Origin of the sequence: Nocardioides rubriscoriae (assembly GCF_008087085.1) — a bacterium.
Classification (GTDB): Bacteria; Actinomycetota; Actinomycetes; order Propionibacteriales; family Nocardioidaceae; genus Nocardioides; species Nocardioides rubriscoriae.
This window is the reverse complement of record NZ_VIYJ01000001.1, coordinates 184,748-208,965: the sequence shown is the minus strand read 5'-3', so window position 1 is coordinate 208,965 and position 24,218 is coordinate 184,748. Positions and strand designations below refer to the sequence as shown.

General features: G+C 72.2%; 24 protein-coding genes and 1 tRNA gene. 15 read left to right on the top strand and 10 right to left on the bottom strand.

The genetic code is table 11. The annotated features are described in order from the left end of the window. Positions 1-26: 26 nt before the first annotated feature. Genes FZC61_RS01050 through FZC61_RS01030 form a run of 5 tightly spaced genes read left to right on the top strand, consistent with a single transcriptional unit; the run spans position 27 to position 6,005 of the window. Positions 27-2,114 carry a branched-chain amino acid ABC transporter permease gene (locus tag FZC61_RS01050; protein ID WP_148611595.1) on the top strand — a complete coding sequence of 696 codons (2,088 nt, stop codon included), beginning with the start codon at positions 27-29 and terminating at the stop codon, positions 2,112-2,114. Further along, on the top strand, positions 2,095-2,937 hold the full coding sequence (locus tag FZC61_RS01045; RefSeq protein WP_148611593.1) for an ABC transporter ATP-binding protein: 843 nt from the start codon (positions 2,095-2,097) through the stop codon (positions 2,935-2,937). The genes FZC61_RS01050 and FZC61_RS01045 overlap by 20 nt, the downstream gene beginning before the upstream one ends. Continuing rightward, positions 2,934-3,641, top strand: a complete 708-nt coding sequence (locus FZC61_RS01040; RefSeq protein WP_148611591.1) for an ABC transporter ATP-binding protein — start codon at positions 2,934-2,936, stop codon at positions 3,639-3,641. Before FZC61_RS01045 ends, FZC61_RS01040 begins: the two co-directional genes overlap by 4 nt. Then, the gene (locus FZC61_RS01035; RefSeq protein ID WP_148611589.1) at positions 3,638-5,425 is read left to right on the top strand and encodes a choice-of-anchor P family protein; all 1,788 of its coding nucleotides are present in this window, start codon (positions 3,638-3,640) and stop codon (positions 5,423-5,425) included. The genes FZC61_RS01040 and FZC61_RS01035 overlap by 4 nt, the downstream gene beginning before the upstream one ends. A gap of 1 nt (position 5,426) precedes the next feature. Further along, positions 5,427-6,005 carry a hypothetical protein gene (locus FZC61_RS01030; RefSeq protein ID WP_148611587.1) on the top strand — a complete coding sequence of 193 codons (579 nt, stop codon included), beginning with the start codon at positions 5,427-5,429 and terminating at the stop codon, positions 6,003-6,005. Between the two features lie 51 nt (positions 6,006-6,056). Here FZC61_RS01030 and FZC61_RS01025 read toward each other — a convergent pair whose 3' ends face one another. Together FZC61_RS01025 and soxR are read right to left on the bottom strand one after the other, a co-directional pair. Further along, a complete protein-coding gene (locus FZC61_RS01025; RefSeq protein ID WP_148611585.1) occupies positions 6,057-7,277 on the bottom strand; it encodes a DUF4032 domain-containing protein in 1,221 nt (406 codons plus the stop codon). A 40-nt stretch (positions 7,278-7,317) separates the two neighbouring features. Further along, entirely contained in the window at positions 7,318-7,746 is a 429-nt protein-coding gene (soxR, locus tag FZC61_RS01020; protein ID WP_148611582.1) for a redox-sensitive transcriptional activator SoxR, read from the bottom strand. A 128-nt stretch (positions 7,747-7,874) separates the two neighbouring features. Here soxR and FZC61_RS01015 point away from each other — a divergent pair, with 128 nt between their 5' ends. The 3 genes from FZC61_RS01015 to FZC61_RS01005 all read left to right on the top strand — a co-directional run bounded on the left by FZC61_RS01015 (position 7,875) and on the right by FZC61_RS01005 (position 9,354). After that, positions 7,875-8,462 carry a hypothetical protein gene (locus FZC61_RS01015; protein ID WP_148611580.1) on the top strand — a complete coding sequence of 196 codons (588 nt, stop codon included), beginning with the start codon at positions 7,875-7,877 and terminating at the stop codon, positions 8,460-8,462. Positions 8,463-8,512: 50 nt separating this feature from the next. Beyond that, the gene (locus FZC61_RS01010; protein WP_148611579.1) at positions 8,513-9,241 is read left to right on the top strand and encodes an SDR family NAD(P)-dependent oxidoreductase; all 729 of its coding nucleotides are present in this window, start codon (positions 8,513-8,515) and stop codon (positions 9,239-9,241) included. 40 nt (positions 9,242-9,281) lie between these two features. Continuing rightward, a tRNA-Thr gene (locus tag FZC61_RS01005) sits at positions 9,282-9,354 on the top strand. A 14-nt stretch (positions 9,355-9,368) separates the two neighbouring features. Here FZC61_RS01005 and FZC61_RS01000 read toward each other — a convergent pair. Together FZC61_RS01000 and pdxY are read right to left on the bottom strand one after the other, a co-directional pair. Beyond that, a complete protein-coding gene (locus tag FZC61_RS01000) occupies positions 9,369-10,406 on the bottom strand; it encodes an aldo/keto reductase (protein WP_148611577.1) in 1,038 nt (345 codons plus the stop codon). A gap of 35 nt (positions 10,407-10,441) precedes the next feature. Next, on the bottom strand, positions 10,442-11,293 hold the full coding sequence (gene pdxY, locus FZC61_RS00995) for a pyridoxal kinase PdxY (RefSeq protein WP_148611575.1): 852 nt from the start codon (positions 11,291-11,293) through the stop codon (positions 10,442-10,444). 118 nt (positions 11,294-11,411) lie between these two features. Between pdxY and FZC61_RS00990 the strand changes: the two genes are divergently transcribed. The 3 genes from FZC61_RS00990 (at position 11,412) to FZC61_RS00980 (ending at position 15,717) form a co-directional block, all read left to right on the top strand. Further along, positions 11,412-13,061, top strand: coding sequence for a GMC family oxidoreductase (locus FZC61_RS00990; RefSeq protein WP_148611573.1), 1,650 nt, complete (start codon positions 11,412-11,414; stop codon positions 13,059-13,061). Positions 13,062-13,065: 4 nt separating this feature from the next. Next, positions 13,066-14,625: a succinic semialdehyde dehydrogenase gene (locus tag FZC61_RS00985; protein WP_148611571.1), complete on the top strand. Its 1,560-nt coding sequence runs from the start codon at positions 13,066-13,068 to the stop codon at positions 14,623-14,625. A 126-nt stretch (positions 14,626-14,751) separates the two neighbouring features. Beyond that, positions 14,752-15,717 carry an aldo/keto reductase gene (locus FZC61_RS00980; protein WP_342780293.1) on the top strand — a complete coding sequence of 322 codons (966 nt, stop codon included), beginning with the start codon at positions 14,752-14,754 and terminating at the stop codon, positions 15,715-15,717. A 105-nt stretch (positions 15,718-15,822) separates the two neighbouring features. Here the strand turns inward: FZC61_RS00980 and FZC61_RS00975 are convergent, their stop codons facing one another. Then, positions 15,823-16,281: an Hsp20/alpha crystallin family protein gene (locus tag FZC61_RS00975; protein ID WP_148611569.1), complete on the bottom strand. Its 459-nt coding sequence runs from the start codon at positions 16,279-16,281 to the stop codon at positions 15,823-15,825. Between the two features lie 111 nt (positions 16,282-16,392). Between FZC61_RS00975 and FZC61_RS00970 the strand changes: the two genes are divergently transcribed. After that, positions 16,393-16,677: a MerR family transcriptional regulator gene (locus FZC61_RS00970; RefSeq protein WP_148611567.1), complete on the top strand. Its 285-nt coding sequence runs from the start codon at positions 16,393-16,395 to the stop codon at positions 16,675-16,677. Positions 16,678-16,708: 31 nt separating this feature from the next. Here FZC61_RS00970 and FZC61_RS00965 read toward each other — a convergent pair whose 3' ends face one another. From FZC61_RS00965 to FZC61_RS00945, 5 genes are all read right to left on the bottom strand, one after another. Beyond that, on the bottom strand, positions 16,709-17,548 hold the full coding sequence (locus tag FZC61_RS00965; RefSeq protein WP_148611565.1) for an NAD(P)-dependent oxidoreductase: 840 nt from the start codon (positions 17,546-17,548) through the stop codon (positions 16,709-16,711). Positions 17,549-17,681: 133 nt separating this feature from the next. Then, positions 17,682-18,455 (bottom strand): dioxygenase family protein, encoded by a 774-nt coding sequence (locus FZC61_RS00960; protein ID WP_148611563.1) that lies wholly within the window; start codon positions 18,453-18,455, stop codon positions 17,682-17,684. Between the two features lie 62 nt (positions 18,456-18,517). After that, positions 18,518-19,204, bottom strand: coding sequence for a uracil-DNA glycosylase (locus tag FZC61_RS00955; protein WP_148612495.1), 687 nt, complete (start codon positions 19,202-19,204; stop codon positions 18,518-18,520). Positions 19,205-19,356: 152 nt separating this feature from the next. After that, complete coding sequence (locus FZC61_RS00950; protein ID WP_148611561.1) at positions 19,357-20,379, bottom strand: SMP-30/gluconolactonase/LRE family protein; 1,023 nt, start codon at positions 20,377-20,379, stop codon at positions 19,357-19,359. A 20-nt stretch (positions 20,380-20,399) separates the two neighbouring features. Then, positions 20,400-21,908 (bottom strand): flavin monoamine oxidase family protein, encoded by a 1,509-nt coding sequence (locus tag FZC61_RS00945; protein WP_148611559.1) that lies wholly within the window; start codon positions 21,906-21,908, stop codon positions 20,400-20,402. Positions 21,909-21,996: 88 nt separating this feature from the next. Here FZC61_RS00945 and FZC61_RS00940 point away from each other — a divergent pair, with 88 nt between their 5' ends. Genes FZC61_RS00940 through FZC61_RS00930 form a run of 3 tightly spaced genes read left to right on the top strand, consistent with a single transcriptional unit; the run spans position 21,997 to position 24,217 of the window. Next, positions 21,997-22,644: a TetR/AcrR family transcriptional regulator gene (locus tag FZC61_RS00940; RefSeq protein WP_211357030.1), complete on the top strand. Its 648-nt coding sequence runs from the start codon at positions 21,997-21,999 to the stop codon at positions 22,642-22,644. After that, a complete protein-coding gene (locus tag FZC61_RS00935) occupies positions 22,641-23,300 on the top strand; it encodes a class II aldolase/adducin family protein (RefSeq protein WP_148611555.1) in 660 nt (219 codons plus the stop codon). Before FZC61_RS00940 ends, FZC61_RS00935 begins: the two co-directional genes overlap by 4 nt. Beyond that, positions 23,297-24,217 (top strand): carbohydrate kinase family protein, encoded by a 921-nt coding sequence (locus FZC61_RS00930; protein ID WP_148611553.1) that lies wholly within the window; start codon positions 23,297-23,299, stop codon positions 24,215-24,217. The genes FZC61_RS00935 and FZC61_RS00930 overlap by 4 nt, the downstream gene beginning before the upstream one ends. Position 24,218 lies beyond the last annotated feature (1 nt).

Genomic DNA, 24,218 nt, shown 5'->3' with positions numbered 1-24,218 from the left:
CCCCCGGACCCACGTCAAGGACCCCTATGCAGACCTTCTTCGCCTTCCTCATCCCGGGCCTGTTCACCGGGGCGGCGTACTCGATCGCCGCGAGCGGCCTGGTGCTGACCTACACCACGACCCGGGTCTTCAACATCGCCCACGGCGCCTTCGGGATGGTGCTGTCGTTCGTCTTCTGGGACCTCACCGTCCGCCAGGGGATGCCGACGCTGCTCGCGATCTTCCTGGTGCTCTTCGTGGTGGCGCCGCTGATCGGCTTCATCATGCAGAGGCTGATCACCCGGGGCCTGGGCAACGCCCCGGTCAGCGTCTCGCTCGTCGTGACCGTCGGGTTGTTCGTCGGCCTGATCGGGTTCGCCCAGCAGCGCTGGCCCGAGAGCAGGATCGAGGTGGACGCGCCCCGGTTCGTCGCGCCGTTCTGGCAGGGCTTCGCCGACGGCGACGGCGTCCCCGGCTGGCAGATCCCCGGCGTCGAGACCACGGTCACCGGCCACCAGCTGATCACCATCATCTGCTCGATCGCGGTCGCCGCCGCGCTGTTCGTGCTGCTCAACCGCACCCGCATCGGCACCGCGATGCGGGCCTCGGTCGACAACCCCGACCTGCTGCGCCTGTTCGGCGGCAAGCCCGACAACGCCGCGGCGCTGGCCTGGATGATCGGCATGTCGCTGGCCGGTCTCGCCGGCATCCTGTTGGTGTCGGCGTTGGGCCTGTCCTACTTCGACCTGACGCTGCTGGTGATCAACGCCTACGCCGCGGCGATGGTCGGGCGGCTCAAGAGCCTGCCGATGACCTTCGTCGGCGCCATGGGCGTCGGTGTCTTCGAGTCGCTGCTGGTCGGCTACTCGACCGACAGCGAGCTGCTGTCGACCATCCGCCCGGCGATCGTGCCGATCTTCCTGTTCGCGGTGATCGTGCTCGCGCCCCAGGCCCAGCTGCGCATCGGACAGGTCAAGGGCATGGTCTCCGCACCGGTGCCGTCGGTGCCGCGGATGGGCGTGACCGCGGTCGTGACCCTGCTCGTCGCGGCCGTCTACATCGCCAGGGCCGACGACGTCAGCCTGCTGCGCCTGGGCACCGCCGCGACGTACGCGATCGTGATGCTGTCGCTGGTGCTGCTCACCGGCTACGGCGGCCACGTGTCGCTCGGGCAGCTCTCCTTCGCCGGTGTGGGCGCGCTGACCTACGCCCAGCTCGGCGACTTCAACCTCTACGGCCTGCTCGTCGCGACCCTGGTCGCCGCCGGAGTGGGGGCCCTGGTCGCCCTGTCGGTGCTGCGGCTCACCGGGCTCTACCTCGCCCTGGCCACCCTGGCCTTCGCGGTCATCATGGAGAAGGTCGTCTTCAAGAACGACACCATCGGCTTCGGGTCCGGTGGGGCCCTGGAGGTCGGCCGGCTGTCGGTGCCGGGCTACGAGTTCACCTCGACCGGGGCCTACGTCTTCATGATGGTCGTCTTCTTCGTCGTCATCGCGATGGGCGTGCTGGTCGTGCGTCGCGGCGTCATCGGCCGGATGCTCATCGCCATGCGCGACAGCCCCGCCGCCTGCGGCACCCTCGGGCTCGACATGCGGTGGTTCCGGGTCGGGCTGTTCGCCGCCTCGGCCGGCATCGCCGGCCTGGCCGGTGCGCTCGTCGCCGGGCTGCGCGGCCTGATCGGCGAGGCCGACTTCATCTTCTTCAACAGCCTGCCGCTGCTGCTGCTCGCCGTGGCCTTCGGGGTCACCTCGGTCACCGGGGCCGCCCTGGGCGGGATCGGCCTGATGCTCCTGCCCGTGCTGCAGGCCGAGAGCTTCACCGAGTTCGGTCTCGACGTGCCGCTCGGCGGCGTCATGTTCATGATCATCGGCCTCAGCGCGGTGCTCGCCGCTCGCGACCCCAACGGCCTGGCCAACTACCTGTTCCGCGCCGGACGGTGGGTCGAGAAGCGGCTGCGCGCCCGCCTCGAGGCCGGGCTGCCGCAGCTCACCACCGCCGACGGGGCGGTCGACGGGCCGACCGACGGGCCCGTCGACCACACCCCCGCCGGCGACACCCACGCCCACACCCACGCGCCGGACGGCGTCGTGCTCGTCACGCAGGAGGTGAGCGACCGTGTCGCTGCTCGAGGTTGACGACGTCGTCGTCCAGTTCGGTGGGGTGACCGCGGTCAACCACGCCTCCTTCGAGGCCGAGGCCGGCCGGATCACCGGGCTGATCGGGCCCAACGGCGCCGGCAAGACCACCTGCTTCAACGTGATCAGCGGCCTGCAGCGCCCCACCAAGGGAGCGGTGCGCTTCAACGGCAAGGCCGTGACGAGGGCCCCGGTCCACCGTCGCTCGCGGATGGGCATGGGGCGCACCTTCCAGCGCCTGGAGGCCTTCGGATCGCTGAGCGTGCGCGACAACGTCCGCGTCGCCCTCGACATCCACCGCGGCTTTCGAGGCATCGTCCGCACGCCGGGCCAACAGCGCGCCGAGATCGACGGCCTGCTCGAGCGCGTCGGCATCGCGTCGTACGCCGACGACCGTGCCGACTCGATCCCGACCGGCACGGCCCGGCTGCTCGAGCTGGCGCGCTGCCTGGCCGGGTCGCCCAAGCTGCTGCTACTCGACGAGCCCTCCTCGGGTCTCGACGAGACCGAGACCGACGACTTCGGTGACCTGCTCAAGGACCTCGCCGCCGAGGGCATGGGCATCCTCATGGTCGAGCACGACATGGACCTGGTCATGAACGTCTGCGACACCATCCGGGTCCTCGACTTCGGCGAGGTCATCGCGATCGGCGACCCCGGCATGATCCGCAGCGACCCGAAGGTGCAGAAGGCCTACCTCGGCTACTCCGACGCCGACGACGACGCGCCCGGGTCGTCCGGCCCAGGCGTCACCGTCGGCAAGCACGTCGACGAGGCGGCCACCCTCGTCATCCCGGCGCTGACGAAGGAGGGATCCGCGTGAGCGTGCCGATCCTCGAGGTCTGCGACCTCACCGCCGCCTACGGCCGCATCGAGGTGCTCCGGGGCGTCAACCTGTCGGTGCCCAAGGGGGCGGTGATGGCGTTGCTCGGCCCCAACGGGGCCGGCAAGTCGACCCTCGTGCAGTGCATCGCCGGGCAGAAGGAGCACACCGGCGGCGACATCCACCTCGCGGGCGTCAACGTGCACCGGGCCGCGCCGGAGGACCTCGCTCGCATCGGGCTGTGCACGGTGCCCGAGGGCCGCTCGGTGTTCCCCAACCTCACCGTCGAGGAGAACCTCCAGCTCATGTCGTACGCCGGGGTCCCGGCCGGTGCGGTCCTCGAGACGGCGTTCACCTACTTCCCCCGCCTGCTGGAGCGGCGCAAGCAGCTGGCCGGCACCATGTCGGGCGGCGAGCAGCAGATGCTGGCGATGTCGCGGGCGCTGGCCTCCGACCCGGCCCTGCTGCTGCTCGACGAGCTCTCGATGGGCCTGGCCCCGCTGATCGTCGAGGAGCTCTACGACACCGTGGCCCGCATCGCCGAGTCGGGTGTCTCCATCTTGTGCATCGAGCAGTTCGCCCGCACCGCGCTGCGGGTCTCCGACTACGCCGCCGTCATGACCGGAGGCCGCGTCGTGGCCTCCGGTGAGCCCGCCGAGATCCTCGAGACCATGTCCGACGTCATCCTGGGAGGTGCCGCATGAGCGGCCACCACAGCACCAACCCGCACGCCCCCCTGCCCGTCGTCCTGCCCTCCGCGACCCGGTCCGGTCGAGCCGGGCGCTCCCACGCCGTGGAGGCCCTGGCCGCCCGTCGTACGACGCTGCGGCGGGTCGCCGGTGGCTTCGCCGCGGTCGCCGTCGTCGGGGCCACGCTGTCGGTCACGGCCGCCCCGGGCCAGGCCGTGGGTGGGCCGGCCACGGCCGCTGGGAAGAAGCCGGGGTTCGCCGGCTACAGCACCAGCAGCACGGCCAGCCCGTTGAAGGTCGAGATCTACGAGCCGACCATCCCGCTGCCCGCCGAGCCGCAGGCCGAGGTCTCAGTCGGCTACAGCTCGGTGCTCGCCGACTCGGCCAGCAGCCGCTCGCGTGCGTCGTACCTGTGGCCCGGCGCGCCGGTCGGCGAGGGCTTCAAGACCATCGTCGAGGCGCTCATGCTGCCGCCGGAGCTCGCCGGACCGATCGCCGGCCAGGGCTACCCCGTGCAGGTCAACGCGGTCTTCCCGTCGGGTCCGAAGCAGGAGGCCGACGAGCCGCTGCCCGGCATGGTGCAGCGCGCCGTGGCCGGTGACGGCACCGCACGGGCCGAGAACGCCAGCTCTACCGACGCTCAGGCCCAGGACGACGACGCGAGCGGTGACGGGGGCGACGGGGGCGACGGGGGCGGCGGCGGCCCGATCCCCGGGCTGCCCGACCTGCCGGGCGTGCCCGGGCTCCCCGCCACGGGCGGCCTGACCTCGCTGCTCGGCGGTGGCCGGGCCGACGCCGCAGCGCCGACCAAGGTGGCCGCCGGCGCTCCGGTGCTGCCCGAGCCGCTGGCCGCGCTGGTCGACGTCGGCGGCTTCACGTCGGTCTCCAAGACCGACAGTGGTGACCTGGCCACCGCCCAGGCCCGCTCGGTGGCCAGCGACATCACCATCCTCGGCGGACTGGTCACCATCGACAGCGTCACCACCGTCTCCAGCGCCACCAGCGACGGCAAGACCGGCAAGGGCCTCGGGAAGGCGACGTACGGCGACGTCGTCATCGCCGGGCAGCGCTTCGCCTTCGGCCCCGACGGCTTCGAGGCGGTCGGCCAGGGCGCGGCGGTCCCGGGGCTGCCGGCCCAGGGCGTCGACCTGCTCAAGGAGCTCGGCATCACCATCAGCGTGCCCAAGCCGACCTACACCCTCGACGGCGACGCCGCGTCGACCGCGATGCAGGGTCTGGTCGTCGACTTCGACCTGCGGGTGCTGAAGGCCAAGGGTGGCGGCCTCACCGACGCCCTCAACACCGTGATCGGTGCTCTCCCCGACGACCAGGGCGTGCCGATCAAGAGCGGGCTGCAGGCAGCGGTCAACGCCGCGCCCCGGATGGTCTTCTACCTCGGCACGTCGTTCGCCGGGGTCGACACCTCCGAGGCGATCGCGCCGCCTCCGCCGCCGGCCGAGGCGCCCACCGACGACGCCACGGACGCCGCTGCCGGCGGCGGCGCGGCCGCCAGCTCCGGCGGCGGCAGCGCGGCCTCCCCGACCGACTCGGGCCCGGTCCCCGCTGCCCCGGCCGGTGACGCCCCCACCACCGAGGCGATCAGCCCGGTCGGCGCCGACACCGTGCCCGGCCTGCCCCCGTTGCTGTCCTTCCCCGGGCTGCTGCTCTACGGCGGCCTGCTGGGCGCCGGCATCGCCGGCTTCTTCACCCGACGCCTCGGGCTGATGGCCCTCGGCGGCACCGGCTCCTGCGCCCACGGCCTCACCTCCGGCCTCCCCGACCTCCGAAAGGTGACCTGACATGACCGCCCCCACCACCACGCAGCCCGAACGCGCCAGCGGCTCCCGGATGGGCGCCGCGGCACCCCTGCCGCGCGCCGGCGTCCAGACCCGTGGGGGCAGCGGCACCGCCCCCCTGCGCGGCGGCGGCAGCTCCGCGGTGCTGCAGGTCGTGCTCTTCTGGGCCGGCGCGATCATGATGCCGCTGGGGATCGTGATCATCCTGCTCGGCTACTACGGCGTGGCCAACTCGGTCTACGAGTTCGAGCGCGAGGCCTACCAGACCTCGGGCGGTTTCCTCGGCCTCGGCGTCACGTTCCTCGGCGGGTTCTTGTACTTCGGGGCGTGGCTGGCCAAGATCGCCGCCGACAACAACGCCGCGTCGGCCCGCCTGGCCGACACCCTTCTCGTGCTCGCCGACATCACCTCACGGGCCGCGGCCACCATGGACCCCGTGGGCGACGTCGACGCGATGCCCGTCACCGCCGGCGACGGCACCACCATGCACCGCCGCGACTGCGCCCTGATCAGCCACCGCGACGACCTGCAGCCCGCCGGCGCCCGCACCGACCTCCAGCCCTGCCGGGTCTGCAAGCCCTGATGGTCGTGGACGTTCTGCACCGGGACTTGGTTCGGTGCAGAACGTCCACGACTATCGTCGGTCGTCGTCGGCGGAGACGGTGATCTCCTCCGGCTTGTGCGAGAGCACGTTGTCGACGTAGTCGCGGGCGGCCTCGAAGAGGTCGACCGCGGAGCCGGCGCGCTCGGAGAGGTACCACCGGTGCTGCAGCACCTCGTGGAACACCTCGGCCGCCTCCAGCTTGCCGCGTGCCTCGACCGGCACCAGCTTGGTGATCGGCTCGTAGACCTGGGTCAGCCAGCGTGTCGCGACCAGCGTGCGGTCCTCGCGTCCCAGGTCCCAGTACGCCGTGTAGGACGCCAGGTCGTTGAGCAGGCGCCGGGCCTGCTTCTCCTCGACGTCGAGGCCCGTGAGGCCCTGCAGCTCGCGGCGGTGGTGGCCGAGCTCGACGGCCTTGGGCTGGATCCGCACCCAGTCGCCGCCGATGTCGGTGACGATGTCGAGCTCCTCGACGTCGAAGCCGAGGTCGTTGAGGCGCTCGATGCGCTGCTCGATGCGCCACATCTCGTCGAAGCCGAACTCCTCGGCGCCGGTCAGCTCGGCCCACAGCGCGGCGTACCGCTCGGCGAGCAGGTCGACGATCTCGTGGGCGCCGACCTCGTGGTCGAGCGAGTCGCTTGCCTGCAGGTCGAGCAGCTCGGCGAAGACGTTCTCGGTCGCGATGGTCACGTCGTGCTCGCGCATCCGGTCCGACAGCTCCGGGCGCAGCTCTCCGGTCTCGGCGTCGACCAGGTAGGCCGCGAAGTCGCCCGCCGTACGCCGGAACAGCACGTTGCTCAGCGACACGTCGCCCCAGAAGAAGCCCGCGAGGTGGAGCCGCACGAGCAGCACGACGATGGCGTCGACCAGGGCCGGGAGGTTGTCGGCGGTCATGCCGTGCGCGAACAGGCTGCGATAGGGCAGCGAGAAGCGCAGGTGCTCGGTCAGCAGCGCGCTGGGCAGCTCCTCGCCGTCGGGGTCGGTGCGGCCGGTCACGACGCCCTGCGGCACGACCGCGGGTAGGCCGAGTCGCTGGAGGTCGCGCAGCAGGCGGTACTCGCGGAACGCGATGGCCTCGACCGTCTCCTTGACGGCGTAGGTACGCCCGCGCAGCCGCACGATGCGCACGACGTGGCGGCTCAGGCCGCGGGGGAGGGGGACGACGTGGTCGTCGGTCCACTCCTCGAGCGGCGTGGCCCAGGGCAGGGTCAGCAGCGCCGGGTCGGGCCGGTTGGCCACGATGTGGAGCGCCATGGCTGCACCGTAACCCGCCACCGGCCCGGGCGGCGCGTGCTCAGGGCTCGAGCAGCACCGCCCCCGGGCCGCGGTCGCCCATGTCGTCGGCGGGGTTGGTCAGGGCGCAGGAGCGCAGGCTGAGGCACCCGCAGCCGATGCAGCTGTCGAGGCGGTCGCGCAACAGCTCGATGCGGCGGACCTGCTCGTCGAGCCGGGGTCGCCAGGCGCGGCTGATCCGGTGCCAGTCGGCCTTGGTCGGCGTACGCCCGTCGGGCAGCTCGGCCAGGGCGGTGCGGATCTCGTCGAGGCTGAGCCCCACGCGCTGCGCCGTTCGGACGAACGCGACGCGGCGCAGCGTCGACTGCGCGTAGCGGCGTTGGTTGCCGGTGGTGCGCTCGGAGGTGATCAGCCCGCGGTCCTCGTAGAAGCGCAGGGCGCTGGCGGCGACCCCCGACCGCTCGGCGAGCTGTCCGATCGTCAACGTCATGGCCTCAGTCTCGTCAGACCTCAACCATGGTTCAAGGGCGGTCGGAGCACGACGTAGTCATTCCGGGTCATGCGCAGCGGCGGCGGGCGTCCTAGCGTCGAGAGGTCCCCGAGCAGACGGAGAACCCCATGTCCCGCATCCTCGGCCCCGCAGCGCGGGGCAACCTCAGCCTGGTCCTGTCGGCGCTCGCCCTCCTGGTGGCGATGTCCGGCACGGCGTACGCCGTCGCCAACGGCTCGATCAGGACCAAGGCCCTCGCCAACGGCGCGGTCACCACGCCCAAGATCAAGAACGGCGCCGTGACGACCCCCAAGCTCAAGAGGGGTGCCGTCACCTCTCCCAAGCTCGGCCGCAACGCCGTGACCGGGGCGGCGGTCAAGGACGGGTCGCTTCGCCTGGCCGACCTGGGTGGGTCGCAGACCGCGCAGGTCACGGTCCTGAGCTCGCCGATCACGATCCCGGCAGGCGAGTGCGACCAGATCTTCCTCACGCTGTACAACCCTGCGCCTGACGGCGTCCTGGGCTCGCTGGTGGTCGGCACCGTCACGTCCGCCACCGGCGGGGCCGTGGTCAACAACACCGGGACGATCCTGCCGACCCTCGTCACCGAGACCTCGCAGGGCGGCGCCATCCCGTACCTCATGGTGTGTGCGGGTGGCTCCTCGCAGACCGTCCCTGCCAACTCGATCGTGACCTGGTCGTTGATCGCGCCCTGACCCGACGCCTGCACTAGAACTCGTTCTAGTGCGGTTGCTACGGTCCGGCCATGCCCGCACCCAGCACGTCCCGCGTCGTCGTCCTCACCGGAGCCGCCTCGGGCATCGGCTTCGCCACCGCCGAGCTGTTCCGCGACCTCGGCGACACCGTCTACGGGCTCGACCTCGCTCCGACCGTGCCCGACGGTGTCTCGTACGTCGCCTGCGACGTCGGTGAGCGTGCGGCGGTCGAGGCCGCGATCGCCACGGTCACCGCCACGCACGACCACATCGACGTGCTGGCCAACATCGCCGGCGTCGTGCAGTTCGGCCGCTTCGAGACCATCACCGACGCCGCGTGGGACCGCGTCCAGCGCATCGACCTCAAGGGTCCGTTCATGCTGATGCAGGCAGCGCTGCCCTTCCTCAAGGCCTGCCGCGGGTGCGTGGTCAACGTGTCGTCGGTGGCCGGCAACGTGCCGCAGCCCTACGCGGCGGCGTACTCCGCGGCCAAGGGCGGGCTCACCATGATGACGCGCTCGCTGGCCCTCGAGCTCGGCCCCGACCGCGTGCGCGTCAACGCGATCTGCCCCGGCACGGTCGACACCCCGCTGGTCTCCCAGGTCGCCGGCGCCTTCCCTGACGACCTGGACCCGCGGGTCATGGACCGGCTGATGCCGATGCTGCCGGGGCGCACGATCACCCCGGCCGAGATCGGCTCGGCCGTGGTCTACCTCGCCTCGCGCGAGGCGCGGATGATCACCGGCACGGTGCTGGCCTTCGACGGGGGCATGAGCTGATCGGCTTAGGATGTAGCCGCCCGCCCTCGAGGTGGGCGCCGCCGCGTTAGCTCAGTTGGCAGAGCGTTCGCCTTGTAAGCGAAATGTCGAGAGTTCGACTCTCTCACGCGGCTCCGGAGTCACTGCCTCACGACGTACGCCGTCGCCTCAGGAACGGCTGCTCGAGGGCGGGCGGGGTGTAGCCGTCGTCGCCGGGCGAGACGTTGCGGCCCGGGGGGACGATCTCGTCGATCCGGTCGAGCACGTCGCTGGTCAGGGTGACGTCGACGGCCCCGAGCTGTGACTCGAGCTGCGCCATGGTGCGCGGACCGATGATCGGCGCCGTCACGCCGGGGTGCTGCATGACGAAGGCCAGTGCGAGGTGCACCATGCTCAGGCCGGCGTCCTCGGCGAGCAGGTTGAGCTGCTCGACGGCCTCGAGCTTGACCTGGTCGTCGAAGAAGCCGGGCCTGAGCCTGGCCCGGTTGCTGTCGGGCGCGTCCTGGCCCTGGCGGACCTTGCCGGTGAGCCAGCCACCGGCCAGCGGGCTCCACGGGAGCACGCCCATGCCGTACTTCTCGGCCACCGGGAGCACGTCGGCCTCGATGCGGCGCACGAGCAGCGAGTAGGGCGGCTGCTCGGTCACGTAGCGGCCCAGGCCGCGGCGCTCGGCGGTCCACTGCGCCTCGACCACGTGGTGGGCCGGGAAGGTCGAGGACCCGAAGGCACGGATCTTGCCCGCACGCTGCAGGTCGGTGAGCGCCGAGAGCGTCTCCTCGTCGGTCGTGATGCCGTCTGGGCGGTGCACCTGGTACAGGTCGATCCAGTCGGTCTGGAGCCGGCGCAGGCTGTTGTCGACCTCCTGCACCACCCAGCGCCGCGAGTTGCCGCGCTGGTTGGGGTCGCCGCCCGGCTGGCCCATGGCGACGTCCATCGGCCCGTGGAACTTGGTCGCGAGCACGACCTCGTCGCGCCGACCCTTGAGGGCCTTGCCGACGATCACCTCCGACTCGCCCTGCGAGTAGATGTCGGCGGTGTCGACGATGTTGATGCCGGCGTCGAGGGCGGCGTGGATGATCCGGGTCGACTCGTCGTGGTCGGGCTCACCCCACGCCCCGAACATCATGGCGCCGAGGCAGAGCGGGCTGACCTGCATGCCCGTGGGTCCGAGAGGTCTGTGGTCCATGCCCTCCACCGTAGGCATGCGGCGGTGAGGACCCGTCAGCGCAGCTGCCGCGCCTCGAACCGCGGCGGCGGGGACGCGATGGCGTCCTGGGCGGCGACGAGCTGGATCTCGCGGGTGCCGGCGGCCAGCGTGGCCTCGAGGACGGCGTAGACCGCCGAGGTCGTGAGCTTGAGCGCCCGGGCCGGGGAGCCGGTCGTGTGCAGGTGGGCGAGATAGAGCGCGGCGGTGACGTCGCCGCAGCCGTTGGGGGCGATCGGCAGCAGCGGGGTGGTGACGGCCCAGGCGCCGGCGTCGGAGACGGCGACGACGTCGAGGGTGTCGGAAGCCGAGTCGGCGTGGCGGACCGAGGTCACCAGCACCTCGCGCGGCCCGCTGTCGCGTACGACGTCGACCGCGTCGAGCACCTCGGCCAGCGTCGTGGTCGTGCGGCCGGCGAGGAAGTCGAGCTCGAAGTGGTTGGGGGTGACGACGTCGGCGCGGGGCACGACCTCGTCGCGCAGGTACTCCGGGATGCCGGGCCGCACGAACATGCCGCGCCCCACGTCGCCCATCACCGGGTCGCAGCAGTAGACCGCGTCGGGGTTGAGCTCCTTGACCCGCGCGACCGCGTCGAGGACGACCGCGCCCACGGCCGGGTCGCCCTGGTAGCCCGACAGCACCGCGTCGGCGGTTCCGAGCACGCCGCGGTCGTCGATGCCGGCGATGACCTCACGCACGTCGGCCGGGTCGAGCAGCGGTCCGCGCCACGCGCCGTACCCGGTGTGGTTGGAGAAGTGCACCGTCAGCACCGGCCACACCTCGTGCCCCAGCCGTTGCAGCGGGAAGACCGCCGCGGAGTTGCCGACGTGCCCGTAGGCGACCGAGGACTGGATCGACAGGATCTTCACGAGAGGGATTCTTGCGCCGATGAACCGGTGACGGGAAAACTAGAACGCGTTACAGTTATCGCGATGTGGGGTCGCCCACACCGATCCCAGCACCAATGACGAGAGCGGGCAGGCAGGCATGGCGAAGAAGCCGGAGTACCAGGACGAGGCCGACTACGTGGTGGTCGGCTCCGGCAGCTCGGGAGCAGCGATCGCCGGTCGCCTCGCCGAGTCCGGCGCGAGCGTCATCGTGCTCGAGGCCGGCAAGAGCGACGAGAAGTTCCTGACCAAGAAGCCCGGGATGATCGGCCCGATGCACGCGGTCCCCGAGATCAAGAAGACCGTCGACTGGGGCTACTACTCGGTGCCGCAGAAGCACCTGCTCGACCGCAAGATGCCGGTCCCGCGCGGCAAGGTCGTCGGGGGCTCCAGCTCGATCAACGGCATGGTCTACGTGCGGGGCAACCGTGCCAACTTCGACTCGTGGGCCGCCGAGGGCAACGTCGGCTGGGACGCCGACAGCGTCAACGCGGCGTACAAGAGGATGGAGGACTTCGAGGACGGCGAGAACGCCTTCCGCGGCGCGGGCGGCCCGATCCGGATCACCCGCAACAAGTTCCCGCAGGAGGGCGCGCTGCAGTTCCTGCAGGCGACTGCCGACGCCACCGGCTGCGAGATCCTCGACGACTACAACGGCGAGTCGCAGGAGGGCGTCAGCCGGATGCAGCAGAACGCCGCCGACGGCCTGCGTTACTCGGCCTCGCGCGGCTACATCCACCACCTCGCCCCGCAGTCCCTGCAGCTGCAGAGCGAGGTGCTGGTCACCAAGGTCGTCATCGAGAACGGGCGCGCCACCGGGGTGGAGGTGACCGACGTCAGCAAGCGCGGCGGTGGGGCCAGGCGCACCATCCGGGCGGGCAAGGAGGTCATCCTCTCGGCCGGCTTCGTGGGCTCGGCCCAGATCCTGATGCTCTCGGGCATCGGCCACGCCCAGCACCTCAAGGACCACGGCATCCAGGTCGTCGCCGACCTGCCGGTGGGCGACAACCTGCACGACCACATGTTCCACGCGCTGACCTTCCACGCGACGTCGAGCAAGCACCGCGGCACCGCGCCCTTCTTCGCCAAGGGCATCGTCAAGGAGATCGCGCGGCCCGGCACGACCTTCCTGGCCAACTCGGTCTTCGAGGTGCTGGCCTTCCTCAAGACCTCGCAGTCGGCCTCGTCGGGCAACCTGCCCGACCTGCAGCTGCACCTGCTGCCGTGGTCCTACGTCTCGCCCAACCAGGACGAGCCGATCCGCCACGACGTCGACCCGCGTACGTCGCTGACCGTGCTCACGACGCTGATCTACCCCAAGAGCCGCGGCACCCTGCGGCTCGCCTCGGCCGACCCGACGGCCTCGCCCCTCATCGACTTCCAGTACCTCGCCGACCCCTCCGACCTCGAGGTGCTCGGTGAGGGCTCCGAGCTGGTGCGCGACATCATGGCCGGTGGCGCCTTCAAGGGCTCGGTCAAGGAGGAGATCCACCCCGGTGCCTCGCTCAAGGGCCAGGCGCTGCGCGACGAGATCCTCAACCGCGCCACGTCGGTCTACCACGGCGTCGGCACCTGCCGGATGGGCGTCGACGAGCTCGCCGTGGTCTCGCCCGACCTCAAGGTCCGCGGCGTCGAGGGCCTGCGGGTCTGCGACGCCTCGATCATGCCGTCAATCACCGGCGGCAACACCAACGCGCCCGCGATCATGATCGGCGAGCGCGGCGCCGACCTCGTCCTCGGAAGGGGCTAGGACCATGACCCTGCAGCGTCCGGCGTCGGTCACCGACGCCTTCCTCCAGGAGCTGGTCTCCCGGGTGCCGTCCACGGCCGGGGGCACCTGGAAGCTCACCGAGGTCTACACCGGGGAGGTCCTGGTCGAGCTCCCGCAGTCGACGCCGGCCGACATCGAGCAGGCCTTCGTCACCGCCCGAGCGGCCCAGGCCGAGTGGTCGCAGTGGCCGCTGGCCAAGCGGCTCAAGGTGTTCAAGAAGGCCCACGCGCTCTTCCTCGCCAACGCCCAGAAGACCGCCGACCTGATCCAGGTCGAGAGCGGCAAGAACCGGCGGATGGCGATCGAGGAGAGCTGCGACCCGCCGATGGTGATCAGCCACTACGTCAAGCACGCCAAGCGGCTCCTGGCGCCGGCCACCTTGGGTGGCCCGGTCCCGTTCCTCACCACGTCGACCGCTATCCGCCAGCCCAAGGGTGTCGTCGGCGTCATCGCCCCCTGGAACTTCCCGTTCGCCACCGGAATCTCCGACGCCGCCACCGCGCTCATCGCCGGCAACGGCGTCGTGCTCAAGCCCGACAACAAGACGGCGCTCTCGCCGCTGTGGGGCATCACGATGCTCGAGCAGGCCGGGCTACCGAAGGGGCTGTTCCAGGTGGTCTGCGGCGAGGGCCCCGACGTCGGGCCGACGCTGATCGACAACGCCAACTACGTGATGTTCACCGGGTCCACCGCGACCGGCCGCGTCATCGGCGAGCGCGCCGGGCGCAACCTCATCGGCGCGTGCCTCGAGCTGGGCGGCAAGAACCCCATGATCGTGCTCGAGGACGCCCAGATGGACGACGTCGTCGAGGGCGCGGTCTTCGGGGTCTTCGGCAACACCGGCCAGATCTGCATGCACATCGAGCGCATCTACCTGCCCGAGTCGCGCTACGACGAGTTCCGCGACAAGTTCGTCGCCCGGGCCAAGGCGCTCGACGTGCGCGCCTCCTACGACTTCGGCCCCGAGATGGGCTCGCTGGTCTCGCCCGACCACAAGGATCGTGTGCAGTCCCACGTCGACGACGCCGTCGCCAAGGGCGCGACCGTGCTGGCCGGCGGCAGGGCGCGACCCGACCTCGGACCCGCGTTCTTCGAGCCCACGATCCTCGAGGGCGTCACCACCGACATGCTCGCCGGCTCGTGCGAGACCTTCGGGCCGGTCGTCGCGCTGCACCGCTACCGCACCGTCGACGAGGCCGTCGCCCTGGCCAACGACACCGACTACGGGCTCAACGCCTCGGTCTGGGGCACCGACCTCGACGCCGCCTGCGCCGTCGGCCGCCGCATCCAGTCCGGCAACGTCAACATCAACGACATCCTCGCCACCGCCTTCGCGTCCAAGGGCACGCCGTCCGGCGGCGTCAAGCAGTCCGGTGTCGGCGCCCGCCACGGCGACCAGGGCCTCACCAAGTACACCGACGTCCAGAACCTCGCCGTGCTCAAGAAGCAGGTCATGGGCGCGCGCCCGGGCCAGGACTACGACGACTACGTCAAGGGCATGCTGTCGGGCCTGAAGATGATGCGGAGGATGCGCCTCCGCTGACCTCGCCCCACGTCGGTCGAGGACGTGGCGTCGTACGTCGACCGTCAGGCCACGTTGGTCGAGGAGGTGGCGTCGTACGGCGCCCCCTCATCCTCGAGGTGGGTCGGCTCGGTTAGCGTCGGGACCGTGAGTGACGACGTGGAGATGGACTACCGGCCGCTCGGCGACTCGGGCCTGATGGTCAGCGCGGTCGGCGTCGGCTGCAACGCGTTCAGCCGCCGGGTCGACCTCGACGGGGTGCGCGGCATCCTCGACGCGGCGGCCGAGGTCGGGGTGACGCTGCTCGACACCGCCGACATCTACGGCGACCCGCCCGGTGGCAGCGAGGAGCTGATGGGCCAGGCGCTGCAGGGGCGGCGCGACGACTTCGTGCTGGCGACCAAGTTCGGGATGGACATGCGCGGCGCGTACGGCGCCGACCACGGCGTCCGGGCGTCGCGTCGCTACGTGCGCCGCGCCGTCGAGGAGAGCCTGCGCCGGCTGCGGACCGACCGCATCGACCTCTACCAGCTGCACGCGCCGGACGGCGTCACGCCGATCGAGGAGACCCTGTCGGTGCTGACCGACCTGGTGCAGGAGGGCAAGGTCCTCTACCTCGGCTCGTCCAACCTCGCGGGCTGGCAGGTCGCCGACGCCGAGTGGACCTCGCGCAGCGCCGGGCTCGAGCGGTTCGTCAGCGTGCAGAACCGCTACTCGCTGCTCGACCGCAGCATCGAGGACGAGGTGGTGCCGGCCTGCGAGCAGTACGGCCTCGGCGTGCTGCCGTTCTTCCCGCTCGAGTACGGCCTGCTCACCGGCAAGTACCGCCGCGGGCAGGCCGCGCCGGAGGGCTCACGGGCGACGACGGCGCCGTCGCCGTGGCTCGAGAACGCCGACTGGGACCGGATCGGGGCCGTCGAGGCGTACGCCGCCGCGCGAGGGCTCGAGCCGATCGACGTCGCGATCGCCGGTCTCGCCGCGCAGCCCGCGGTCGCCTCGGTGATCGCGGGCGCGACGTCGGGGGAGCAGGTGCGGCGCAACGCCGCGGCGCTGCGCTGGAAGCCGACCGAGGAGGACCTGGTCGAGCTCGACGAGATCACCGCTGGCGCCTGATCGAGCACCACTGTCCCGGCCCCTGGCCGGACACCGGACCAGACACGACGACGGGCCGGGTGGGCGCTGCGTGAGCGCCCGCCCGGCCCGTGCGGTCCTGCGGGATCAGGCCTCGATCGCCGTGGTCTGCGGCGCGGTCTGGGTGGCCTGCGGCGTGGTGCCGGCGACCTGGATCTTGCGGGGCTTGGCCCGCTCGGCGACGGGGATCACCAGGCGCAGCACGCCCGCGTCGTAGCCCGCCTCGATGTGCTCGAGGTCGAGGTTGTCGCCCAGCACGAGCTGGCGGGTGAAGGTGCCCCGCGAGCGCTCCGAGGCCAGCATCTCCCAGTCGCCGTTGCGGCCGACGCGCTCGGCCCGGACGGTCAGCACGTTGCGCTCGACGTCGAGGTCGATCGACTCGGGCGAGACGCCGGGCAGGTCGAACTCGAGCACGAACCGGTCGCCCTCGCGCCAGGCGTCCATCGGCATGACCGCCGGACGGTTGGTGGTGCCCCAGCTGCCCGACAGGAGCTGCTGGGTCAGGCGGTCGAAGTCGCGGAACGGGTCGGTGGTGCGGATCAGCATGATGTCCTCCTCGTCGGGTGGTGGGGTGAACCAGGGGTTCAGATCTATAACCGACGTTATAGATCATCTGATTCCCGTGCGTCAAGATTTCTGACGTCGTAGGATCACCTCATGGTGCGACGGGCGCAGGGGGTCTACGCGATCTCGGTGGCGGCGCAGATGGTCTCGATGGAGATCCAGAACCTGCGCGTCTACGAGCGACGGGGTCTGGTCGAGCCCGACCGCACGCCCGGGGGGTCGCGCCTGTACAGCGCCGCCGACATCGAGCGGCTCGAGCGCATCGGAGAGCTGCTCGCCCAGGGGCTCAACCTGGCCGGGATCGCCGAGGTGCTGCGCCTCGAGGCCGAGAACGCGCGCCTGCGCGACCAGGTACGTCGCCTGCGCGACGGCACCTGACCCGTCGCCCGGTCGAGGCTGCGGTGCCGAGCTACCAGTCGAAGGCGGCCTTGACCGCCGCCATGTCCTCGGACCCGTGACCGGCCTGCGCTGCGCGGTCGAAGAGACCCAGCGTCGTCGTGAGCAGGTCGTCGGGGAAGCCGGCGCCCCGGGCGGCCTCGACCATGAGGCCGACGTCCTTGCGCACGCCGTCGAGGGCGAAGGACACCGCGTCGCTGTCGTCGAGCATCGCGGCTCCCTTGACGTGGGCGTACGGCGTGTCGACCGCGCCACCGCGGATGGCGTCGAGGAACAGCACGGGGTCGACGCCCAGGGCCCGGGCCAGCCCGAGGGACTGGGCGGTGCCGGCGGTGAGCAGGGCGACCCAGGCGTTGCAGGCCAGCTTGAGTGCGCTCGCGGCGCCGACCTCGTCGCCCGCCTCGACCACCCGCGACCCGATGGCTTCGAGCACTGGGCGGGACCGGTCGAGCAGCGCCCGCGGCCCGGACGCGAGCACCACGAGGGCGCCGTCCTCGGCCGGCTTGCGGGTGCCGAGCACGGGCGCGTCCAGGACTCGTCCCGGCGCGCGCAGCCCGATCTCGCGGGCCCCGTCGGGGCCGACGGTCGAGGTCTGCAGCCACACCGCCTGGTCGCCGAGTGCCCCGACCAGCTCGTCGGCGACGGCCAGCACGCTCGCGGCGTCGTACAGCATGGTGACCACGACGTCGGCGCCCGCGACGGCCTCGGCCACGGATCCGGCGACCGTGACGCCCTCGATCACCTCGGCCTTGTCGCGCGAGCGGTTCCACACGACGACGTCGTGGCCCTCGCGCAGCAACGAGCCGGCCATGCCGGCGCCCATGATGCCTGTCCCGATGACGGTTGCTCTCATGCGACGAGCCTGCCACCCCCGCCCACGTCGACCCGTCGCGTCTACGCGACGGGTCGACCCGGACCTGTGGAGAACCACGTCGACCCGTCGCGTCTACGCGACGGGTCGACGTGGACCTGTGGAGAAAGGGAGGTCAGGCGACCTGGAGCGACCGCTTCGACAGGCCCATCCAGAACCCGTCGATGACCTGCTCGCCAGGGGTGCTCGCGTCGGTGGCGGCACCGAGGGTGACGAACAGGGGGGAGTAGTGCTCGACGGTGGGGTGCGCGTAGGGCATGCCGGGAGCGCGGCGGGCGTAGTCGGCGAGGGTGTCGACGTCGCCGCGGGCCAGGGCCTCGCCGGCCCAGGCGTCGAACTCGGTCGACCAGCCCGGGGGTGTCGCGTCGATGCGGAAGTCCCTCAGGAAGGGCAGTCCGTGGGTGAGGAAGCCCGAGCCGATGATGAGGACACCCTCGTCGCGCAGCCCGCGCAGGCGGGCGCCGAGGGCCAGCAGCCGCTCGGGGTCGTGCGTCGGCAGCGACATCTGCACCACGGGCACGTCGGCCTCGGGATACATGATCCGCAGTGGCACCCAGGCGCCGTGGTCGAGGCCGCGTGAGGCGTGCTGGTGCACCGGCTCGGACGTCGGCATCGAGGCGGCGACCTGCGCGGCCAGCCAGGTGGCGTCGGGCGTCTGGTAGGTCATCTCGTAGTACTTGCGGTCGAAGCCGCCGAAGTCGTAGACCAGCGGAGCGCCGCTCGCGGTCAGCGACACCGGCGCGGACTCCCAGTGGGCGCTGACGATCAGCACGGCCCGGGGGCGCGGCAGGTCACGGGCCAGGGCCGCGAGCTGGCCCGACCACACCGGGTCGTCGAGCAGGGGCGGCGCGCCGTGGCCGAGGTAGAGGGCGGGCATGCGATCGGTCATGGGAGGATAATAGTTGAAAGTCGAACTATATTCCCCGGTCGGTCACGACGGGTCTGGACGGGTCACGACGGGGCTGACGCGTCGCCGGCCACGAAGGCCGACCAGTCGATCGGCTCCGCGCCCCGCTCGACGAGCAGGGCGTTGACGCTGCTGAAGGGCTTGGACCCGAAGAACCCCCGCGAGGCCGACAGTGGCGAGGGGTGGACCGACTCGACCCAGGGCGTGCTGCCGAGCATCGGCTTGAGCGACTGGGCGTCGCGTCCCCACAGGATCGCTGCGAACGGCGGGCCGTTCTCGGCGCGGGCCACGAGCGCCCGGATGGCGCACTCGGTGACCTCCTCCCACCCCTGCTTGCGGTGCGAGGCGGGTGCGCCCGGCCGCACGGTCAGCACCCGGTTGAGCAGCATCACGCCCTGGTCGGCCCAGCCGGTGAGGTCGCCGTGCCGCGGCGGCACGACGCCGACGTCGTCGCGCAGCTCGGTGTAGATGTTGACCAGGCTGCGCGGCAGGGGCCACACGTCGCGCTCGACGGCGAAGCTGAGGCCGATCGGGTGGCCGGGGGTCGGGTAGGGGTCCTGCCCGACGACCAGCACCCTGACGTCGGCCAGCGGGGCCCGGAAGGCGCGGAAGACGGCGTCGCCGGCCGGCAGGTAGGGGCGGCCGGCGGCCAGCTCCTCGCGCAGGAAGGTGCCGAGCGCGGCCACCCGGTCGTCGACGGGGGCCAGGGCCTCGGCCCAGTCGGGGGCCATCAGTCCGCGGTCGACGAGTCCGGCCAGCGCGCTCACCCCGGCACCCTACGGCGTGCGGGTCGGGTCGGGGTGTGCCGTGGGTGGTCTCGAGGCTCGGCCGCGGGCGGCCTCGGACCTCGACCGCCGTGGGGGGTGGGGTGCGGGGGTCGGTGTCAGGGTCGGAAGGACGCCGAACGCGGCAGGTGCGGGCGCATCCCGCGCTCGCCGACCTCGACGGACAGGATCGCCTGGTGGGAGGCGTCGCCCTGGACGGCCGACTGGTTGGCGACCAGCACCCTCGTGCCGAGGAACGTCGCGCTGCAGGGGGTGTCGAAGGGGATCGGCGAGCCGTTGTCGCCGGTCAGGGGTGCGTCGGGGAAGCGCGAGAGCTCGCGGCCAGTGGGCGACAGTCGCACGAGCTGGTTGGTCAGCCCGGCCATCGCGACGTAGATGCGGCCCGAGCGGCCGATGCCGAAGCCGTCGGGCAGGTCGGTCGGTCGCGAGGTCCACAGGGTGCGGATCGTGCCGGGCCGGCCGTCGCGCACCGGGAGGGAGTAGAGCTTGCCGTTGGTCGGCACGGTGCTGCCGTCGGCGACGGTCTGCTGGGTGATCAGGAGGTCGCGCTGCTTCTCGCGGTAGACGATGCCGGTGGTGCCGAACCCGGCGACGCCCTCCAGGGCCGGTGAGGCGAACCAGCGCTCGACCCTGCCGGTCGGACGGACCCGGTAGACCACGCCGTGGGCGTAGTCGGTGACGAAGAGGTGGCGCGGTCCCCACGTCGCGTAGTTGGGCACCGCGTCGGCCGGGAAGGTGGCGATCCGCCGGAAGCGGCCGGTGCGGACGTCGAGCGTGAGCAGTGCTCTGGTCGAGGTCTCGAGCAGGACCAGCCGACCGTCGCGGGTCTGGTTGGCGACCTGGACGCCCTGGGTCCCGTCGAGGCGCTGCCCGGGCACGGTCCACGACCGCAGCAGGGTGCCGTCGGCGCGCCACTCCAGGACGCGGGAGGGCTGCGCGTCACCGGACTCGTAGGTGCCGGCGTAGACGCGGCCGTTGGTGCCCACGTGCACGTACGCCGGGTGGCCCGGTGCGGGGACCAGCGAGAAGACCCGGGTGCGGAAGGTCGGGTCGCCGGCGACGGCGCTGCCGGTGCCCGAGGGGGCCAGCACCGAAAGGGCCAGGGCCAGGACGAGTCCCACCCGTCGTGCCAGCCGCCGGGTCACCGCAGGGCGTCCAGCACCTCGAGCGCGGCGCGCTCCCCGGAGCGGACGGCGCCGTCCATGTAGCCGCTCCAGTAGGTCGCGGTCTCGGTCCCGGCCCAGTGGACCCGCCCGAACGGCTGGCGGATCGCGGAGCCGTAGCGGCTGAAGGAGCCGTCGGCGGCGTGGATGGCGGTCGGGGCGCCGCCGGTCCAGCGCTCGAGGGTCCAGTCGTGCTCGGTGTACTCGACGGGGTGCAGGGCCTGCTCGCCGAACATCGCGGCGAAGCCCTCGAGCACCGCCCGGCGGCGCTGGTCGCGCGGCAGCCGGCCGTAGGTGCGCCAGGTGTCGCCGCCCATGAACGCGAGCAGGACGCCCGGACCGCCGGAGGGCGGGGTGTTGTCGAAGACCGCGCGGGACGCGCCCGAGTCGTTGATGCCGAACCCGTTGAGCCCGTCCTGGCGCCAGAACGGGGTCGGGTAGACGGCGTCGCACTTCATCAGCTTGCCCATGTGGGCGCTCTGGAGCAGGTGGCGGCGGCGCAGGGGCAGCCGGGGGAACCAGTCGATGTCGAGCACCATCGGCGGGGGAGCGGCGACGATCACGCGGCGGGCGGTGACGACGCCGCGGGCGGTGTGGACGCGCACCCGGTGGTCGCGGTGCTCGATGCGGCGGACCGGGGCATGCAGGGCGACGACGTCGCCGAGCCGCTCGGCCAGGCGCAGCGGCACCAGCTGCGAGCCGCCGACGAAGCGACGCTCCTGCGCGCCGCCGGCGGTGTCGGAGTTGCGGGAGAAGGTGCCGACGTTGGTCTCGTTGCCCGAGCAGGCGACGTACCAGAGCACGAAGAGGAACGACAGGCCCCGCGGGTCGGCCCCGAAGCCGGGCTGGCTCCAGCACTCGATGAGGTTGGAGACGCCCGCGGGGTTGAGCACCGAGTTGGCCCGGATGAAGTCGTCGAGCGTCATCGAGTCCCACTCGCGCGCCCGGGGGTGCGACCAGGGGGCGTCGACCGGGATCTCGGCGGCGTAGTCGTCGATCATCTGCAGCAGGATCGCCGCGTCGGGCAGGATCGTCGGGTCGGGCGGGACGGTTCCGGAGTACTCCAGGCGCCCGATCGTGGACGACACGTAGACGCTGTTGCCCATGTTGTACTCCGGGAAGGTCGGCACCCCCATCTCGCGCGCCAGCCGGGCGATGTGGTCCTGGGTGGGGCCGATGAACGCACCGCCGGCCTCGATCGTGGCGCCCTTGGTCTCGAGGGTGTGGTTGAGCAGCCGTCCGCCCACTCGTCCGCGCGCCTCGACCAGCAGCACCGAGCGCCCCTTGCGGGCCACCTGCCGCGCAGCGACCAGCCCGGCGAGCCCGCCACCCACCACGACGACGTCGACGTCGCGGGGGAGCGCGCCCTGGCGGCCGACGGCCTCGGCCGGGGTGAGCGCGCCCAGGCCGCTCGTGACCGCTGCGCCGGCGCCGAGCGCACCGAGCCCGCCGAGCAGGGACCGACGGGAGAGGTCGAGGTGGGTCATGCGGCACTCCTCGCATCGATAATCTGAACATGTGTCATGTTTGGGTTCTGTACTCTACGCTGTGAACGTCCAACGAGGGAAGGCCCGGATGGCGACGGTCGAGAAGGTCGAGAAGCACGAGAGGGCGGCGAGCGTGCGCCGCGCCCCGGTGCAGGAGCGCAGCCGCAAGCGGGTCGAGGCGATCCTCGACGCGACCGAGCGACTGGTGGTCGAGCGCGGTGTCGAGGCGCTGACCACCCGCGAGATCGCGGTCGCGGCCGGGGTGCCGGTGGCCTCGCTCTACCAGTACTTCGCCGACAAGGAGGCCGTGCTGCTCGCCCTGGCCGAGCGCGACATGGCCGAGATGGACGAGCAGGTGGCCACCGACCTGATGGCGCTCGCCGAGGCCGACGACCTGACGGTGGCCTCCCTGGTCGAGACCGCGATGCAGGCGTTCGTGACCGTCTACGCCCGCCGGCGGGCGTTCGTCGAGATCTACCTACGGGGGCGCACCAACTCGGCCGTGCACGCCTTCGGGCGCGAGCACAACGTCCGGATCGCCCACGCCCTGCGGGCCCTGGCTCTCGAGTCCGGGATCGCGAGCACCGCTCTCTCCGAGCAGGCCGCCGTGCTCGCGGTCGAGGTGGGCGACCGGGTCTTCCAGCTGGCCTACGAGCGCGACGACCGCGGCGACGCCGCCATGGTCGCCGAGGGCACCGCGATGCTGACCGCCTACCTCCAGCGCTACGGGACATGAGCGCCCGCGACGACGTCGCGGCGGCCTGCCGCCGCCTGGCCGCCGAGGGCCTGCTCGTCGGCACGGCCGGCAACGTCAGCGTGCGGGTGCGCGACCTGGTCGCCGTGACCGCCTCCGGGGTCGTGCTGGCCGACTGCCGCCCGCACGACGTCGTCCTCGTCGACCACGACGGCGTCCTGGTCGACGGCGGTCGGCAGCCCACCTCCGAGCTCGGGCTCCATCTGGGCGTCTACGCCGACCGCCCCACCGTGGGCGCGGTCGTGCACACCCACGCACCCTGGTCGACGGCCGTCGCCTGCGTGCTCGACGAGCTGCCGGTGCTGCACTACCAGCAGCTGCTGCTGGGGGGAGCGGTGCGCGTGGCGCCGTACGCGACCTTCGGCTCGGCCGCGCTCGCCACGTCGGTGCGCGCGGCCCTCGAGGACCGTCAGGCCGCGCTCATGGCCAACCACGGCTCGGTCGCCGTCGGTGCGGGACTCGACCAGGCCGTCGAGCACGCGGTGCTGCTCGAGTGGCTGGCCGCGCTGCACCACCGGGCGTCGGCGCTCGGCACCCCCCGCGTGCTCACCGACGCCGAGCAGGAGGACGTCGTGCGCGCCGTGCTCTCGCGCGGCTACGGGACCGTCCCACCCACCCCCGAGGAGAACATCCTGTGAAGGCAGCCTGCGTCGGCGTGCACGTGCTCGACACCCACGTCATCGGCGTCGAGTCGATCCCCGACGGCTCCGACGGCCAGCTCGTCGAGATCATCCGGATGTCGGCCGCCGGCACCGCCGGCGGCACCGCCCTGGTGCTCGCGCGCCTCGGCGCCGAGGTCACGTCGTACGGCGCCGTCGGCGACGACCCGACCGGCGACGTGCTCCTGGCCCTGCTGGGCCGCGAGGGCGTCGACACCGGCGGACTGGTCCGCCGGGCCGAGCAGCAGACGTCGGCCTCGGTGATCCCGGTGCGGCCCGGCGGCGAGCGACCGGCCTGGCACTGCATCGGCGCCAACGGCACCTTCGTCCTCGACGACCTCGACCGTGACGCGCTGCAGGGCACGACCCACCTGCACCTCGGCGGTCCGGAGTTCCTGGGCGGCCCCGCTGCCGGGGAGCTGCTGTCCTGGGCGCGGGGGCAGGGGATGACCACCTCGGTCGACGTGCTCGCCCCCGGCGACCCCGACCTGCTCGCCTGGATCGCCGACGCGTTGCCCCACACCGACTACCTGCTGCCCAACGACGAGCAGGTGCGCGGCTTCACCGGCGAGGCCGACCTCGCGACCGGGGCCCGGGCCCTGGTCGCCGCGGGCGCCGGCTGCGTGGCGGTGACGCAGGGCGCCCGGGGCGCGCTGGTCGTCACCCGCGACGACGTCGTCGAGGTGGCGGCGTACCCGGTCGCGGGCGGGCCCGTCGACACGACCGGCTGCGGCGACGCGTTCAGCGCCGGGTTCCTGCGGGGGCTGTCGCTCGGGCGCTCGCCCGAGGACGCGGCGCGGCTGGGCTGCGCGACCGCCCACCAGGTCGCCCGCGGCCTCGGCACCGACGCCGGCGACTACTCGCTGGCCTCGGTGGAGGCACTGGTCGCCTCGTAGA

Coding starts and splice junctions, on each gene's coding strand:
- FZC61_RS01050 (WP_148611595.1), top strand. CDS start 27: ATGCAGACCTTCTTCGCCTTCCTCATCCCGGGCCTGTTCACCGGGGCG.
- FZC61_RS01035 (WP_148611589.1), top strand. CDS start 3,638: ATGAGCGGCCACCACAGCACCAACCCGCACGCCCCCCTGCCCGTCGTC.
- FZC61_RS01030 (WP_148611587.1), top strand. CDS start 5,427: ATGACCGCCCCCACCACCACGCAGCCCGAACGCGCCAGCGGCTCCCGG.
- FZC61_RS01025 (WP_148611585.1), bottom strand. CDS start 7,277: ATGGCGCTCCACATCGTGGCCAACCGGCCCGACCCGGCGCTGCTGACC.
- soxR (WP_148611582.1), bottom strand. CDS start 7,746: ATGACGTTGACGATCGGACAGCTCGCCGAGCGGTCGGGGGTCGCCGCC.
- FZC61_RS01015 (WP_148611580.1), top strand. CDS start 7,875: ATGTCCCGCATCCTCGGCCCCGCAGCGCGGGGCAACCTCAGCCTGGTC.
- FZC61_RS01010 (WP_148611579.1), top strand. CDS start 8,513: ATGCCCGCACCCAGCACGTCCCGCGTCGTCGTCCTCACCGGAGCCGCC.
- FZC61_RS01000 (WP_148611577.1), bottom strand. CDS start 10,406: ATGGACCACAGACCTCTCGGACCCACGGGCATGCAGGTCAGCCCGCTC.
- FZC61_RS00990 (WP_148611573.1), top strand. CDS start 11,412: ATGGCGAAGAAGCCGGAGTACCAGGACGAGGCCGACTACGTGGTGGTC.
- FZC61_RS00985 (WP_148611571.1), top strand. CDS start 13,066: ATGACCCTGCAGCGTCCGGCGTCGGTCACCGACGCCTTCCTCCAGGAG.
- FZC61_RS00975 (WP_148611569.1), bottom strand. CDS start 16,281: ATGCTGATCCGCACCACCGACCCGTTCCGCGACTTCGACCGCCTGACC.
- FZC61_RS00970 (WP_148611567.1), top strand. CDS start 16,393: ATGGTGCGACGGGCGCAGGGGGTCTACGCGATCTCGGTGGCGGCGCAG.
- FZC61_RS00965 (WP_148611565.1), bottom strand. CDS start 17,548: ATGAGAGCAACCGTCATCGGGACAGGCATCATGGGCGCCGGCATGGCC.
- FZC61_RS00960 (WP_148611563.1), bottom strand. CDS start 18,455: ATGACCGATCGCATGCCCGCCCTCTACCTCGGCCACGGCGCGCCGCCC.
- FZC61_RS00955 (WP_148612495.1), bottom strand. CDS start 19,204: ATGGCCCCCGACTGGGCCGAGGCCCTGGCCCCCGTCGACGACCGGGTG.
- FZC61_RS00945 (WP_148611559.1), bottom strand. CDS start 21,908: ATGACCCACCTCGACCTCTCCCGTCGGTCCCTGCTCGGCGGGCTCGGT.
- FZC61_RS00940 (WP_211357030.1), top strand. CDS start 21,997: ATGGCGACGGTCGAGAAGGTCGAGAAGCACGAGAGGGCGGCGAGCGTG.
- FZC61_RS00935 (WP_148611555.1), top strand. CDS start 22,641: ATGAGCGCCCGCGACGACGTCGCGGCGGCCTGCCGCCGCCTGGCCGCC.